The sequence below is a fragment of the Candidatus Pelagibacter bacterium nBUS_49 genome, assembly GCF_051200925.1.
Taxonomy (GTDB): Bacteria; Pseudomonadota; Alphaproteobacteria; order Pelagibacterales; family Pelagibacteraceae; genus Pelagibacter.
On sequence record NZ_CP172837.1, the window covers coordinates 335991 to 351257 of the forward strand.

15 protein-coding genes are annotated in these 15267 nt (G+C 34.5%); 1 reads left to right on the top strand and 14 read right to left on the bottom strand.

Translation table 11 applies throughout. From position 1 onward, the window contains the following. Positions 1–26 precede the first annotated feature (26 nt). The 14 genes from ACIJYF_RS01770 to ACIJYF_RS01835 all read right to left on the bottom strand — a co-directional run bounded on the left by ACIJYF_RS01770 (position 27) and on the right by ACIJYF_RS01835 (position 14199). Positions 27–1334 (bottom strand): FMN-binding glutamate synthase family protein, encoded by a 1308-nt coding sequence (locus tag ACIJYF_RS01770; protein ID WP_435117233.1) that lies wholly within the window; start codon positions 1332–1334, stop codon positions 27–29. Positions 1335–1336: 2 nt separating this feature from the next. After that, a complete protein-coding gene (locus tag ACIJYF_RS01775) occupies positions 1337–2017 on the bottom strand; it encodes a protein glxC (RefSeq protein ID WP_435117234.1) in 681 nt (226 codons plus the stop codon). Positions 2018–2020: 3 nt separating this feature from the next. Further along, on the bottom strand, positions 2021–2899 hold the full coding sequence (locus tag ACIJYF_RS01780; protein WP_435117236.1) for a class II glutamine amidotransferase: 879 nt from the start codon (positions 2897–2899) through the stop codon (positions 2021–2023). Positions 2900–2911: 12 nt separating this feature from the next. After that, a complete protein-coding gene (locus tag ACIJYF_RS01785) occupies positions 2912–3064 on the bottom strand; it encodes a hypothetical protein (RefSeq protein ID WP_435117238.1) in 153 nt (50 codons plus the stop codon). Between the two features lie 61 nt (positions 3065–3125). After that, positions 3126–3350, bottom strand: a complete 225-nt coding sequence (locus ACIJYF_RS01790) for a hypothetical protein (protein ID WP_435088736.1) — start codon at positions 3348–3350, stop codon at positions 3126–3128. 11 nt (positions 3351–3361) lie between these two features. Then, a complete protein-coding gene (locus ACIJYF_RS01795) occupies positions 3362–4762 on the bottom strand; it encodes an ammonium transporter (protein WP_435117240.1) in 1401 nt (466 codons plus the stop codon). 127 nt (positions 4763–4889) lie between these two features. Continuing rightward, positions 4890–5312: a hypothetical protein gene (locus ACIJYF_RS01800; protein ID WP_435117243.1), complete on the bottom strand. Its 423-nt coding sequence runs from the start codon at positions 5310–5312 to the stop codon at positions 4890–4892. An 8-nt stretch (positions 5313–5320) separates the two neighbouring features. Further along, on the bottom strand, positions 5321–6724 hold the full coding sequence (locus ACIJYF_RS01805) for an FMN-binding glutamate synthase family protein (protein ID WP_435114366.1): 1404 nt from the start codon (positions 6722–6724) through the stop codon (positions 5321–5323). Then, a complete protein-coding gene (locus ACIJYF_RS01810; protein WP_435090767.1) occupies positions 6724–7578 on the bottom strand; it encodes a GXGXG motif-containing protein in 855 nt (284 codons plus the stop codon). The genes ACIJYF_RS01805 and ACIJYF_RS01810 overlap by 1 nt, the downstream gene beginning before the upstream one ends. Then, positions 7566–8510 (bottom strand): glutamine amidotransferase, encoded by a 945-nt coding sequence (locus ACIJYF_RS01815; protein ID WP_435117245.1) that lies wholly within the window; start codon positions 8508–8510, stop codon positions 7566–7568. The genes ACIJYF_RS01810 and ACIJYF_RS01815 overlap by 13 nt, the downstream gene beginning before the upstream one ends. A gap of 31 nt (positions 8511–8541) precedes the next feature. Continuing rightward, positions 8542–10011, bottom strand: a complete 1470-nt coding sequence (locus ACIJYF_RS01820) for a glutamine synthetase family protein (RefSeq protein ID WP_435117247.1) — start codon at positions 10009–10011, stop codon at positions 8542–8544. A 72-nt stretch (positions 10012–10083) separates the two neighbouring features. Further along, a complete protein-coding gene (locus ACIJYF_RS01825; protein WP_435117249.1) occupies positions 10084–11412 on the bottom strand; it encodes an NAD(P)/FAD-dependent oxidoreductase in 1329 nt (442 codons plus the stop codon). A 103-nt stretch (positions 11413–11515) separates the two neighbouring features. After that, positions 11516–11866 (bottom strand): hypothetical protein, encoded by a 351-nt coding sequence (locus ACIJYF_RS01830; RefSeq protein WP_435117251.1) that lies wholly within the window; start codon positions 11864–11866, stop codon positions 11516–11518. 5 nt (positions 11867–11871) lie between these two features. Beyond that, positions 11872–14199: a DUF1989 domain-containing protein gene (locus ACIJYF_RS01835; protein WP_435117253.1), complete on the bottom strand. Its 2328-nt coding sequence runs from the start codon at positions 14197–14199 to the stop codon at positions 11872–11874. Between the two features lie 108 nt (positions 14200–14307). Here ACIJYF_RS01835 and ACIJYF_RS01840 point away from each other — a divergent pair, with 108 nt between their 5' ends. Next, positions 14308–15252, top strand: a complete 945-nt coding sequence (locus ACIJYF_RS01840) for an ABC transporter substrate-binding protein (RefSeq protein WP_435117255.1) — start codon at positions 14308–14310, stop codon at positions 15250–15252. Positions 15253–15267: the final 15 nt, after the last annotated feature.

Here is a 15267-nt window from a genome sequence, read left to right on the forward strand (position 1 = left end):
CTACTTGTTTAAAAAGTTTTATTCAATTATTTTTTTCCAGGTATCCAATCTGTGCCAGCTAGAGGAACTCTTGCCATTGCAGCAGCTTCAACTGTTAGGGCAGCTAGATCTTCAGGTTCTAAGTTTCTAACATCTGATTTACCATTAGCTCTAGCTAACGTTTGCAACTCTAGAGTTAAAGTTGTTAAATAATTTTTAATTCTTTTACCAGCTTCAATTGGGTTTAATCTTTTTTCTAGTTTAGGATCTTGTGTTGCAACACCTACAGGACATCTTCCTGTATGACAGTGATGACAATAACCAGGTTCAGTTCCAAGTTTTTTATAATCTTCAACATACAAATCTGCATTACAATTTAAAGCCATCATTGCAGCAGAACCGATTGATACAGCATCTGCACCCATTGCCATTGCTTTTGCAACATCTGCACCAGTTCTAATACCACCTGAAACAACAAGCTGAACTTTTCTATGCATATTTAATTCTTTTAAAGCATCAACAGCTTCTCTTAATGCACCTAAGGTTGGAATTCCAACGTGTTCAATAAAAACATCTTGAGTAGCAGCTGTTCCACCTTGCATTCCATCAAGTACAACCACATCTGCACCAGCTTTTACAGCTAATGTGGTATCGTAAAAAGGCCTTGCGGCTCCAACTTTTATATAAATTGGTTTTTCCCAATTTGTAATTTCTCTAAGTTCTTGAATTTTAATTTCTAAATCATCTGGGCCCGTCCAGTCAGGATGTCTACAAGCACTTCTTTGATCAATTCCTTCTGGTAAGGTTCTCATTCCTGCAACTCTTTTATTAATTTTTTGACCAAGCAACATTCCACCACCACCAGGTTTTGCACCTTGTCCAACTACTACTTCAATAGCGTCTGCTTTTCTTAAATCGTCAGGATTCATGCCATATCTAGAAGGTAGTAATTGATAAACTAAATATTTTGAAGAACCTCTCTCTTCTTGTGTCATACCACCATCACCAGTAGTTGTTGAAGTTCCCATTGCAGATGCTCCTCTACCTAAAGCTTCTTTTGCATTAGCACCGAGTGCTCCAAAACTCATCCCAGCAATTGTAATTGGAATATCTAGTTTGATCGGTTTTTTTGCAAATCGATCTCCTAAAATAACTGAAGTGTTACATGTTTCTCTGTAACCTTCTAATGGGTACCTGGACATCGATGCGCCTAAAAACACAAGATCATCAAAATCAGGAACTTTTCGTTTAGCACCCAATCCTCTTATTTGATAAATTCCTTCGTTTGCTGCTCTTTGAATTTCTTTTATTGTAGAGCTTGGAAATGTTTTAAATTCTTTAAGATCTTTTTTCATATTTAGTATGCACCCACATTATCAATTTTAAAATTATATAAATTTCTAGCAGAACCATATCTTTTAAATTTTTTAGGATCTTCTGAAATATTGAGTTTTTTAAATAGTTTTGTTAATTCATCTATATTCTTTTTATCCATTTTCTTTTCAACACAATCTGCACCTAAGCTTTTAACTTTACCTTTTACAAATATCTTAGCTTCATAAATTGAGTCTCCAAGATCTGCATCTGCATCACCCATTACAACTAAATTACCTTTTTGTGCCATAAAAGCTGACATATGGCCAACAGAACCTTTAACTACTATATCAATTCCTTTCATTGATATCCCACATCTAGAGCTTGCATCTCCTTCTATAATTAATGCACCTCCATGACCTGTGGCACCAGCTGATTGAGAAGCGTTACCCTTAACAACAATTTTACCTGACATCATATTTTCAGCGACACCAGTTCCAACATTTCCATAAACTGTAACAGTTGCTTTTTGATTCATACCTGCGCAGTAGTATCCTGTATGACCTTTGACTGTTACATCAATATCATCTTTCAAACCTGCACATATAGCGTGTTGTCCTTGAGGGTTTAAAATTTCGAACTTTCTATTATTTTTTTTTCTATCAACGTTTTGTAGATGTTGATTTACTTCCCTTAAAGTTTTTTTGTTTAAATCAAAGTTCATAAATTACCAGTGATATACTACACCAGGTTTTGGCTCAAAAATTTTTGCTGAATTTACATTTGGAAGATGTGCCATAGCTTGAAACTCAGATGCAACTGCAACATAATCTTTAGTCTCTGCAACAACAGCTGGCTTGCAAGCAATTTCATCTCTCAATAATGCAAAGCCATCTTTTGTACCTGCAATAAAAGTATAAAACCCATCTAAATCTTTTAAACTATTTTTTAATGTTTTTTCTAAGTTCTTACCTTTTGATATTTGATTTGAAATATATCCAGCAGCAACCTCAGTATCATTTTCAGAATTAAAGCTTTGACCATCTTTTACAAGAGATCTTCTTATATTATTATGATTTGATAGTGATCCATTATGAACCAAACATTCATCTTCTGATGTGGAGTAGGGGTGAGAACCTTGTGTAGTTATTGCACTTTCAGTAGCCATTCTTGTATGACCAATTCCATGTGTTCCTGAAAAAGAGGATAATTTAAATTTTTTTACGACATCCTTTGGGTTACCAGTTTGCTTGAAAATATTTATACTTTTTCCATAACCAACTAAAGATACTTCTGGAATTTCTTTTTTTAATAAATTTAATATTTTAGAGGGTTTTTTGTTAGTTTCTAAAACAACGTGATCTGCATAACTAGTTAACTTAATTTTTTTTATAAATTTTGATATTTTCTTTTTAAAATCATTTTCTTTTATTTCATCAAGACAAATAGAGTATTTAAAAGTATTTTTATTTTCTTTAGTATAAATCGCAAAACCAGCACTATCAGGTCCTCTTGTTGCCATACCATCTAACATTCCAGATAAAAATTTACCTAAATGTTTTTCATATTTTTTTGTTTTTAAATAAATTCCAACAATTCCACACATAATATATTTGGTTTAGCTAAATAGAGATTTTAAGAAGTCTTTATAGTAGATAAGATTGACCACAACAATGATGATAATAGCCGCTATCACTCCATATTTAGCTTTAGGAAATAAAACACCTCTCATTTTAGTAGGTCTAAGATCTTCGTTATTATTATCGCTCATTTATAGAGATTATAAAAAAAAGGGCGCCACAATCAAGTAGCGCCCAAATTTTTATTTTATATTACCAATCGGTAATATTGCTTTTATGATCATTAGCACCATGTCTTTTTCTAGCCAATTTTGAAAGTTCCTCACTCTCAGAATTGTTAGTAATAACATGCCAACCAATCCAGATAACTATACCTAAAATAACCAGTAAAGTTTCACTAGATCCAGCTCCCGGATAAACTGCGCCGACAACCTCCTTAGCACTTAAATGATCTATCCAGTTTGTAACTGTAGCCATATTTTTCTCCTTTACCTAGTTGCAGATGAAACTGCTCGTTCATCTTTTTTAGCAGATTCCATCATATCATAGTCTAGTCCAGCTATTTCAACATCACGCGGTATTCTTAATTTACCAAATGCGCTTAGTATCTTAGCTATGACATAGCCTGGTATTAGTCCAAGAACTACGAACATTATTATTGCTCCTAGAAATTGACCTAATGGATTGATTGATGCATAAGTTGATCCGTCCCACATAGCGCCAACACTGTAACCAGATGATGGGTAACCATTTAAAACAAATCCACATATGATAAGACCAACAACACCAGCATAACCATGTACTGCTACTGCACCAACTGCATCATCAATTTTGAACTTACGCTCAACCCAGTAATGTAGTTTGTATGCAATCACAACACCGATCATACCAATGATCATTGCTTGAATTGGATGATATAAATCATTCCCAGCTGAAGCACAGATGATACCTGCTAGTCCACTTGAGTAAGTCCAGAAAGGATCACCTTTGGCGATCACATATCCTGCTAATAATCCTCCCGATAATGACATCAAGAAGTTATAAGTTATACCACTAAGTGTAGTAGGGGTTACATATATGTTTGTAGCTGTCCAGTATGTTACACCTTCCATTCCATACTCAGGTCCAAGATCAAATATCGGTATATTACATGCCGCATAAAATCCCCAGAAACCAGTATAGATTAAAAACAATCCAACTGTAACTAGCCAAGGATTTCTTGGTCCTATATTTCTTGGCTCACCACTTGATGAGAATTTTCCAATTCTAGGTCCTAAAACCATTAGAACACCTAAAGCAAATCCACCCGCAATTGCATGAATTACTCCTGATGCATAAGCATCATGATATCCTAAAATTTTAAGCATCCAACCATCAAAGTGCCATCCCCAAGCAGCATCGATCACCCAGAAGCACGAACCTATTGCAATTGCTAAAATTCCAAATGCAAAAGTTGTAATTCTTTCAATGATTGCTCCTGAAACAATAGAAGCAGCTGTCCATGAAAATAGTAAGAACGCAGCCCAGAATACTCCAGATATGTGGTCACCTAAGTTAACCGCCATAAATTCAGTATTTGGTGCATACCATTTAGCACTAAAAGTACTATCGTCGGTAATCAACGCTGTACTCTCCGTCATTATTGAAGGTGCAATTCCAGGTCCTGTTGGAAATGCCCAATAAATCCACCAACCAAAGAAAAACCAAGTTACTGTTACCAGAGGTATCAGCATAGTATTTTTCATAAGAGTATGTTGGTGATGTTTGTATCGAGAAGCTCCAACTTCATACATACAGAAACCGACGTGAATTAAAAACATCAGTACCACTGTTACCCAGTAGTAAAATTCTGTAAATATGGTTGTAAGAGCACCTAACTGATCAGTCATAATCTCTCTCCCATATTAGTTTAATGAAAGCCTATTAAATTTTGATAGGTGTGACAAACAAAACAATGCTTAAAAACCTAGTGTGAACACTAGGTTTTTAATTAAATATCAACTTAAGATTGTTTTATTAAAATTTTAAGTAAGCTTTTTTCAAATCAACAAGAGGATGTTTTGGAGACATTTGAAACTTAACCAAAAGTTCTCTTGCAATCATATCTCTATCTTGTTGGTTGTTAGGAAGTTTAATAGATTTTGGAATAGTAACCCAGCCATTTGCGTTTCTACAAAATACAGCTGGTTTTCCTTCTTCATAACCCATATGAACATCTTCTAACCAGTTAAGATCATCCCAACCCATAGCTTCTACATATTTTTTAAGAAATGGAGTAATTCTTTTGTAATCAGGAAGTAAGTTCACATCATATCTATAACCAATATGTTGGCCAATTAGTTTTTCTCTTGCTGTTTCTTTAAAAGTACCAAGCTTTAGTTTTTTCTCTTTTTTAACTTTGCTTTTTGTTTTTGTTTTTTTTGTTTTTTTCTTAGCCATAGTTACCTCTATATTTTGTGATAGTTATCAACACCAACTGTGTAGTTTGTTCCAGCTAATGGAACTTTTGCTAAAGCAGATGCTTCCGTAGTTAATGCAGCTAAATCTTCAGGCTCTAAAGAGTGAATATTAGTTTTACCACATGCTCTTGCTAAAAGTTGAGCTTCTAACGTCATTGAATGAAGATAGTTATAAACTCTAAGTGCAGCATCATCAGGATTTAATCTTGCTCTTAGTTTAGGATCCTGTGTTGCAACACCAACTGGACAACGACCAGTATGACAGTGATAACATTCACCAGCTTTTACACCCATTTCTTTTTCAAAATTAGCTTCAGGGATATCTTTGTTACAATTCAAAGCAATCATAGATCCAGTACCAATTGCAATTGCATCAGCACCTAATGCTAAAGCTTTCGCCATATCAGCACCATCTCTTACACCACCAGCATAAATTAAAGTAACTTTCCCAGTTTTACCAACATCATCAATAGCTCTTCTTGCTTCTCTGATAGCAGCAATTCCAGGAATTCCAGTGTTTGCAGCAGCAATGTGCGGGCCAGCTCCAGTTGATCCTTCCATTCCATCTAAGTAGATAGAATCTGGATCACATTTTGCAGCCATACGAACATCATCATAAACTTTTGATGCACCAAGTTTTAACTGAATTGGCACTTTGTTTTTTGTTAATTGTCTTAATTCTTCAACTTTTAAAGCTAAATCATCTGGACCTAACCAGTCAGGGTGTCTAGCAGGTGATCTTTGATCGATACCTGAAGGTAATGATCTCATCTCAGCTACTTGGTCAGTTACTTTTTGACCCATTAAGTGTCCACCCATTCCAACTTTTTGACCTTGACCAATGAAAACTTCAATTCCATCTGCAAGTTGAGCGTGATGTGGATTAAAACCGTATCTTGATTGAATGCATTGGTAGTACCATTTTTCAGAATATCTTCTTTCATCAGGTATCATTCCACCTTCTCCTGAACAAGTTGCACTACCAGCCATAGTAGCTCCTCTTGCTAAAGCAGTTTTTGCTTCATAAGAAAGTGCTCCAAAACTCATACCAGTAATGTAAACAGGTATATCAAGTTCAATTGGGTTTTCACATCTTGGTCCAATTACAGTCTTAGTTTCACATTTTTCTCTGTAACCTTCGATTACAAATCTTGTAAGTGTTCCAGGTAGAAAAACTAGATCATCAAATGTTGGAATTTTTTTCATTAATGCCATTCCACGCATTCGGTATCTACCTAACTGAGATTTGATATGAATATCGTCTATTACCTCAGGAGTAAAAATAGCATTATGACCTAATAAACTTTTATTTCTTTTTCCATCTTCATGTGCATGAACGTCTGCTTTTCCACCAACGCCCTTACCATTTTTTTTTGTTTTTTTCTTAGGCATTAAATTGCTCCTTTCTTCTCTGTAGGTTCTAAATTATCGTAATTCCAAAGTTTTTTACCAGCTACAATTTTTTTCATTTTGCTTACATCAAAATTTTCACCGATTTCTGCAACTTTTAATTTTCGTTTTAACCAGTCTTGGTCACTTTTTGAAAGATCAGCATCAACAGCATCACTACCATATGAGCCAATACTTCCGCCAACAAAAATAGTACCATCATACATAGAGTCACCTAAATTTATTCCAACATCCCCAAGAATAATTATTCTACCTCTTTGCATCATGAAACCTGTAAATGCACCAGCGTCACCACCAACAATAATAGTTCCACCTTTCATATCAATACCAGTTCTAGCACCAACACTACCTTTGCAAATTAAGTCTCCACCTCTGATAGCTGCTCCAAAACATGATCCTGCATTTTTTTCGATTACAACTTTACCAGCCATTAAGTTTTCAGCACAAGACCAACCAACTCTACCATTAATTCTAACAGTAGGGCCATCACATGAACCCATACCAAAATAACCTAAACTTCCTTCAAAAATTAAGTTTAATTTATTCAAAATTCCAACACCTAAACTATGTTTTCCTTGTGGGTTTTTAATAACAATAGTTCCATAACCTTGACTCATTAAATTATCGATTTCCTTATTAGCTTCTGGAGCCGACATATCTTTTACATCAAGATCTGTTCTTTTATTGAAATCAACATCATAAGTACCAAAGTAATAAAAGTTTTCAGCTTCATCAGGGTTAAAAAACTTTTGTTGAGTTCTTCCTGTTAAAACTTCGCTGTGCATACCCATTGACTGGGCTTTTGATTTTTTCTCGCTTGTTTTTAGATTTGCCATACTTTTACCTCTCCATCAAATGGATCATATGTATCAATTTCTTGTGGTAAAACTGATCTGATCGCTATTTCTTCTGAACCCATTGCAACTAAATCATCTAACTCGTAAAGAACTAATGGTTTTGCTGCCATAGTATCTTTTGCCATTCCTAACGAGTCACTTGTTGCAACAAAATAAGTAAATACTCCATCAAGTCCTGTTAAAGAGTCTCTCATACCTTCTTCAAGACTTGCTCCTTCTCTCATTTTTTGAGCAATATAAACTGCGATTAATTCTGAGTCACACTCAGACATAAATCTCATACCTTTATTTTCTAATTGTCTTCTATTGTTCCAATAATTTGTAAGCTGTCCGTTATGAACCACTGATACATCACTAAAAGGATAACCCCAAAAAGGGTGGGCTGATTTAATATCAACACCAGATTCTGTTGCCATTCTAGCATGACCAATTGCATGAGTTCCAACAAGTTTATCTAATGAATACCTATCACAAACTGCTTTAGCATTTCCAAGATCTTTAATTACTTCCAACGATTTTCCCATTGAAAGAATTTCAACACCTGGGATGCTTTCAATTTTTTGAGAAAAATCTAATAGATCTTTTTTATCATAAGAAATTTCATATCTTAGTGAATAGGGTAGAGTTCTTTCTTCTTTTAGAACTTTAGCCCCTAACTCTGCTAAATATTGATCTACTATCTTTTTTCTTTCATCGTAAACTGAAACATCTTCCATAATTGATGAGCTTCCTTCACCAACATTTTCTCCAACTTTAAAACGCATGATAAAATTTTTACCATCTGTATCACCGTATAGAGCGTAACCTGTTGAGTCTTCACCTCTATGCTTTAATGCTTGAAGCATACCTTGTAATTCGCTTCCAACATTTGAAGATTTACCTCTATGTATTAATCCAGCTATCCCACACATATATTTTACCCCTTTTATTTATTTTTAAGACCTACGGTAGACAATCAAGATAAGTGTCCAGATCCCATTGAGTTGTTGCACCTAAAAATCTTTCCCATTCATCATTTTTATACCAATGAAATACTTTATACATTTCATCTGGCATAGCTGATTTAATAACTTCATCTTCAGATAGGCGATCTAATGCTTCACCAAGACTTAAAGGTAATTTTTTAACTTCTTTTCCAGCTGCTTGAGCTTCGTACATACTTCGAGACTTTGGTTTTCCTGGATCAATGTTGTTTGATATCCCATCTTCAAAACATTTTAATAACCCTGAACCCATCAAATAAGGATTGTGCATAGAGTCAACTGAACGATATTCAAATCTTCCTGGCGCTGACACTCTTAATCCACAAGTTCTATTTTGATATCCCCAGTCTGCATAAACTGGTGCCCAAAAACCTGTATCCCATAATCTTCTATAAGAGTTTACTGTTGATGATCCAATTGCAGTCAAAGCACCTAAGTGCTTCATAACACCACCAATAGCTTTTAATCCAACTTTACCTGGTAACTGAACATCTTTAGTATCTGGCATAAAAGTATTTGTTCCACCTTCTACATATGTGAATACATGGTCCATAGCTGGTAAAGACTTGTGAGATAATTTGTTAACTTTATCTTTTCCACCTGTCCATAACGACATATTAGTGTGACAACCACTTGCAGACACTCCCATAAAAGGTTTTGTCATAAAGCAAGCGATTAAATTAAATTCTCTAGCAACTTGAGCACAAATTTGTCTGTAAGTTGAAAGCCTGTCTGCATTTCTTAACACATCATCATACATCCAGTTCAATTCTAATTGTCCTGGTGCGTCTTCATGATCACCTTGAATCATGTCAAAGCCCATTGCTCTAGCATATTCAAAAACCTTCATGAAAACTGGTCTTAACGACTCAAATTGATCTATGTGATAACAGTATGGTTTAGAAAAACCTTTTCCAGTTGGGGTACCATCTTCATTTTTTGTTAGCCACATCATCTCTGGCTCAGTTCCAACTCGTAATTGATATCCATGCTTTTTCTTAAATTCTTCAGCGTGTATTCTTAAATTACCACGACAATCTGAGGTTAAATGAGCACCTGGGTTTTCTCTTTCTTCTCTATTTCTAAAACAAGTAACAAATACTCTTGCAACTTTTTTATCCCAAGGTAACTGACAAAAAGTTTCTGGATCAGGGATTCCAACTAACTCTTTGGCTTCAGGACCATACCCAATATAATTTCCATGACGATCAACAAACAAGTTTGCTGTTGCACCATAAACTAACTGAAAACCTTTTTCACAAGTTCTTTCCCAGTGATCAGTAGGAATACCTTTACCTACAACTCTTCCAGTAACAGAAATAAATTGAAAAAAAATATATTCAATACCAAGTTCATTAATCTTAGCTCTAACTTGCTTTACTAACTTTGCTCTACCTGGTTGGTTAACGTGTTTGTCTAGATCAGTCATTATTTTCATCCCCCAATGAATTTTATTTATTCAAAGTTAGCTGAAAAATTTATTAGTGTCTAGGCTTGAAGTTTAACTCCAAGGGAACGGACTGTTCGATGTAGGGTGAAGTTCACCTTTCTCGTAACGGTTGAATCTAAACGGTTTCAATAAATCACTCTCAGTACCAAGAATTTCTTTTGCAACAAGCTCACCCACACCAATCATTTTATAACCGTGATTAGCATCAGCAATCATGTAAACGTTTTCTAAAAATCTATCAAAGACTGGAAATAAGTCCGGCGTCATACATCCAAGACCACCGGATGGTCCTTTTCTATAAAGATCTGATTTACCTTCAAATCTTTTTTGGCAATGAGCTAATGCAGAACACCACATATCATTAAATGCTTCAGTAGTTTGAAATTCTGGTGAGTTTAAACCGTATGGATCTACATTAACTTTATCAAAATGTTTATCAACTATGTATGGAGAAGTTCCACCTTGAACTCCCAAACCTTCAATATCAGGTTTATAATAAATTCCCCAAATTTCTTCTGTAATTAATTTTTTTGTTTTGTCTGAGTACAATGGCGCAGTAAAGTCAACGTGGATTACTGGTGGTTGTTTTCCATTATTCATCTTTAAAAAATCTGGCTCAACACCAATTACACCTTCTTGAAGCATCCAATATGTCCACATATCAGTTTCGTGAAACTTACCATCTTTGTCTTTAATATTAGCTTTCTTAGGAAGTTCTAACATGTTCCAAAAATCTCTAGCCCATGGACCTGCTCCAACAACTACTTGTTCACACTCTATTGTACCTTTGTCAGTTTCAACTCCTGTAACTGCTTTACTATTACTGCCTCTTTTAAATCCTTTAACTGTTACACCCTTCATAACCTGGACTCCATTTGAAGTAGACTTATCTTCAAGTGCTCTAATTGAGTCTTTATTAAATGCGTACCCACCTTTTTTTTCATGAAGTACTGATGTGATTCCTTGAGCTTGCCAATCATCAAACATACCTTTCATGTAATCCATGCAATCTTTTTCACCTTCAATAAATTCTGATTCGTAACCAATTGCTTTTTGTTGTTCATAGATAGTTGCAACATCTTCGTGCATTACTTCTGGTGAAATTTGTAAATAACCAACTGGGTTATATTTAAATGCTTTAGGATCGCTCTCCCAAACAGAAACAGAGTGAGCCATTAATTCTCTCATAGCTGGTTGGAAGTAATTATTTCTAACAACTCCACAAGCAATACCACTTGCTCCAGCTGCAATATCTTTTTTTTCAAGAACTACAATGTCGCCAGGATTTTTATAAGTCTCTGAAAGTTTCCAGGCTGTACTTAAACCGTGGATACCACCGCCTATAATTACTACTTTTGCTTTTGATGGTAATGTTGACATAACAAAACAATATTTTTTGAAACAAGTAATTAATATAATTTTTTATAGAACTAAAAATTATATATAAAATTTATATATTTTGAAAAATTTCAAAAAAAACTGGCTAATAACTTATGTTTTTAAGTGTAACTAAATAATCATTAAACTCGTTAATGAAGGACTCACTGGGCATTATATTTTTAATTCTCTGATCAGTTGAAGTTTTTTCAAGACGAAAGAATCCTTTTTCACATGCCTCAGTAATAATTAGTGCAGATTTTGGTCTAGAAGTTTTAAATAGCTTAGTTTTAAGTTCCTCTACAGATAATTTTTTATTTTCTTTATAAGCTGACATCACTAATAGCATCATGTGATAATGGGAAGGTGACTTTCTAAAAAAATAATTACTAGAAGTGTGAGATTGCTTCATTTGATCTTCCCAGAAATTTAAAAGAGTTTTTTTATCCTTAGGCATTACACTTATGCTCTTACTCTAGATTTTGTCGGATCGTAGAATGGAAAAGCAATAACCTTAGCCCCAATTCTTTTTTGATGTCCGTCTAGTTTTCCAATTTCAACTTCAGTTCCAATTTCAGAATATTTTACATCTATTCTACAAAGAGCAATATTCTTTCCTAGTTTTGGAGAAAGCATAGCACTAGTTATTACACCAATTTGTGCACGGCCTACATGAACACAGTCTCCATGTGCAGCAGGTTCGTGACCGACTAATTCTAGTCCTACTAATTTTTTTTGTGGATTTGCTTTTCTCTTAATTAATTCGTCTTTGCCGATAAAATCATCTTCTTTAGTTTTAAGTGGAACGGTAAAACCAATTCCAGCTTCAAAAGGATCTGTTTGATCATCAAATTCATAACCATAAAAAATTAAACCAGCTTCTATTCTAACCATATCCAAAGCCTCTAAACCTAAAGGTGTTATGTCAAATTCTTTTCCAGCTTCCCAAACTTTATCCCAAACTTCAGCAGCATCTTTTGGATGGCACCAGATTTCGTATCCAAGTTCACCAGTGTAACCTGTTCTTGAAATTACTATTGGCGTTCCTGTTTCGTGATCTATTCTTGCAATATTAAATCTAAACCATTCAAGCTCTGTTATTGATGGTTGGATAGGAGCAGTCCAAACAAATTTTTCTAAAATTTTTCTACTGTTTGGTCCTTGAACAGCAATATTGTGAATATGATCTGTTGCAGATTTTATCCAAACTTTATAATTTTTCTTTTTAGCTTGTTCTTTTAACCACTCGCCACTGTACTCGTCTCCACCAATCCATCTAAAATTATCTTGTCCAAATTTAAACAGAGTACCATCATCCAACATACACCCATTTTCATAACACATTGCTGTATAGACAACTTGACCTACCGATAATTTTTTAACATTTCTAGTTAATGTATATTGCATTAAATTTTCAGCATCAGGACCAAGTATTTCAAATTTTCTAAGAGGAGAAAGGTCAGTTGCAATAGCACTCTCTCTACAAGCGTTGTATTCTTTTATTGTTCCTGAATTAGTAAAATTGTTGGCTAACCAAAAACCCTTATACTCAACAAAATTTCTTGTTAGTTCAGATGTTTTTTTGTGAAAACCTGTCTCTTGAGTAAGTTTTGGTTCTGAGTTTGTTTTCATTCTAAATGCAATAGCCTTTGAATACTTATTGTTTTTTCCATAAGTTCTAACAAATATATCAGTAGGGTTCCACCCATTAGCGGCATCAACATCACAAGGACAGGCTGATGACACACATGTTAAATCTTTCAAAGCTCTAAATAAAACATAATCTCCCGGTCTCGACCAAGGTTCATCAAACGTTGCAACATTATTTGCATCAATTGCTGTATTAAAAAAAAGATTAATTGCTGACCAACTTTTTCGAGCATTGATGTCATATTTTTCTAATCCTTTATTAAAGTTATCGGTACAATTGATATGCCCCATGTAACCTAGATCTTCATAGTATTTAGAAGTACATGCCAAATTAAAAGTATCATGTCTTCCAACAGTATCTCTTACAACCTCAACCATTGCCTCATGATTTCCATCATAAAATTTTGAAAACAATCCAGGGCCTGGATATGCGCTACCCATGAACGTTCTTGTTGCTTTATCATCAATAATGCTTTCAATACCATCATTTAATTTATGAGTATCAAAAGCTAAGAAATCAGAACATTGCCTTCCACTCGTATCAATAATTTGAATATATTCACCAGCTTTCACTTCATAAGTTTCTGCTGTTCTTCTTTTAACCAGTTGTTCTAACATAGGATCACTTAAGGGATCAGGTAAAACAAACTGCTCATCAGTTTCTGAAAATTTTGCTCTATTAATGAATACAGTCAAGTCAGTTGGTGGATTTTGTTCATGAACATTTAATGGATCACCGGGTGCAGCTATCAAGATAAAACATTTATCTTTTGATGATAGAGTTATTTTTTCTCCCATCAAACAATCTTCATCAAACATAATTGATGACTTAGCTTTATGAAGATCTAAATTTCTTTTCTTAAAAATCTTTGTAATTTTTTCATCTTTTGCAACCGCTTTTTTAGAAAAGTCCGCATTTGCATTTTCTTTTAAATTTAAAATTGATAAATCAGGTTTGCCTTGATTATTAAAAACTATAATTTCACAAATTTGTTTACCTTCATCATTTGTAATTTCAATTTTATCTTCAGGAAAAACTTCTATTATAGATAAACCTCCACCTTTGACAAAATATCTTTCAACTCCTGGTGGTAAGGTTCTTAAACCTGGATTTCTAATTTCGTTGCTAGTACCCAACATATGCTAAGCTTTTAATAATTATTATAGAGCATAATATAATCAAAATCAGTTGACTAGAAGATTAATTCATAACATACTTTAAATATTAATATTAATAGAGGGGAAACAATGAAAAAAATAACATCATTAATATCTGCTCTGATCATTTCTGTAGTAAGTTTTACAGGAGTATCTAACGCAGCAGATAGCAAAAAACCCATCGTAATTCCAACTCATAACTGGTCAAGCCAAATTGTAATGGCTTATGTTATTGGTGGAATATTTGAAAGTATGGGAAACAATGTTAGCTATGTAAATGCTGATTCACAAGCAGTATACGAGTCAATTAGAATTGGTGACGTATCTATTTCTCATGAAGTATGGGAATCTGCTTTTGGTAAATCATTTACTACAGCTTTAGACAAAGGTGGTTTGCTTGATTGGGGTGATCATGAGGCAAGAACTCTAGAGGATATGGGTTATCCGAACTGGGTTACTGAAAAAGGATTGTGCCCAGGTTTACCAGATTGGACTGCTTTAAAAAATCCTGCTTGTGCGAAAAACTTTGTAACACCTGACTCAGGTGGAAAAGGAAGAATGCTTGAAGGTCCACAAACTTGGCATGGAGATTTAATACCTCAAAGGGTTGATGCTTTAGGTTTAGGAGATCTTTGGATGGTTAAATTTGCTGGAAGTGCTGATGCACTTTGGGCAGAATTATCAGCTGCTGAAAAAGAAGGAAGAGGAACAATTATCTTTAACTGGACGCCAAACTTTACAGATGGTGCTGGTTTTACATTTATAGACTTTCCTCCATACACTGCTGGTTGTAGACCAGAAGATGGTGGTGACGGTAAATGTGGTTCGCCAGATGGTTATTTGAAAAAAGCTGTAAATGGCGATTTTCCAAAAACTCATCCAGCAGCTGCTGCAGCGTTCAAAAAAATGTCATTTTCTACAAGTCAAATTGGTGCAATGGCAGCTTTAGTTGACGTTGACAAAATGACACATGAAGATGCAGCTAAAAAATGGTTAGCTGACAACAAGAGTGTTTGGCAAGCTTTTACTAAGTAAGGTCAAAACTAAATA

Coding starts and splice junctions, on each gene's coding strand:
- ACIJYF_RS01770 (WP_435117233.1), bottom strand. CDS start 1,334: ATGAAAAAAGATCTTAAAGAATTTAAAACATTTCCAAGCTCTACAATA.
- ACIJYF_RS01775 (WP_435117234.1), bottom strand. CDS start 2,017: ATGAACTTTGATTTAAACAAAAAAACTTTAAGGGAAGTAAATCAACAT.
- ACIJYF_RS01780 (WP_435117236.1), bottom strand. CDS start 2,899: ATGTGTGGAATTGTTGGAATTTATTTAAAAACAAAAAAATATGAAAAA.
- ACIJYF_RS01785 (WP_435117238.1), bottom strand. CDS start 3,064: ATGAGCGATAATAATAACGAAGATCTTAGACCTACTAAAATGAGAGGT.
- ACIJYF_RS01790 (WP_435088736.1), bottom strand. CDS start 3,350: ATGGCTACAGTTACAAACTGGATAGATCATTTAAGTGCTAAGGAGGTT.
- ACIJYF_RS01795 (WP_435117240.1), bottom strand. CDS start 4,762: ATGACTGATCAGTTAGGTGCTCTTACAACCATATTTACAGAATTTTAC.
- ACIJYF_RS01800 (WP_435117243.1), bottom strand. CDS start 5,312: ATGGCTAAGAAAAAAACAAAAAAAACAAAAACAAAAAGCAAAGTTAAA.
- ACIJYF_RS01805 (WP_435114366.1), bottom strand. CDS start 6,724: ATGCCTAAGAAAAAAACAAAAAAAAATGGTAAGGGCGTTGGTGGAAAA.
- ACIJYF_RS01810 (WP_435090767.1), bottom strand. CDS start 7,578: ATGGCAAATCTAAAAACAAGCGAGAAAAAATCAAAAGCCCAGTCAATG.
- ACIJYF_RS01815 (WP_435117245.1), bottom strand. CDS start 8,510: ATGTGTGGGATAGCTGGATTAATACATAGAGGTAAATCTTCAAATGTT.
- ACIJYF_RS01820 (WP_435117247.1), bottom strand. CDS start 10,011: ATGACTGATCTAGACAAACACGTTAACCAACCAGGTAGAGCAAAGTTA.
- ACIJYF_RS01825 (WP_435117249.1), bottom strand. CDS start 11,412: ATGTCAACATTACCATCAAAAGCAAAAGTAGTAATTATAGGCGGTGGT.
- ACIJYF_RS01830 (WP_435117251.1), bottom strand. CDS start 11,866: ATGCCTAAGGATAAAAAAACTCTTTTAAATTTCTGGGAAGATCAAATG.
- ACIJYF_RS01835 (WP_435117253.1), bottom strand. CDS start 14,199: ATGTTGGGTACTAGCAACGAAATTAGAAATCCAGGTTTAAGAACCTTA.
- ACIJYF_RS01840 (WP_435117255.1), top strand. CDS start 14,308: ATGAAAAAAATAACATCATTAATATCTGCTCTGATCATTTCTGTAGTA.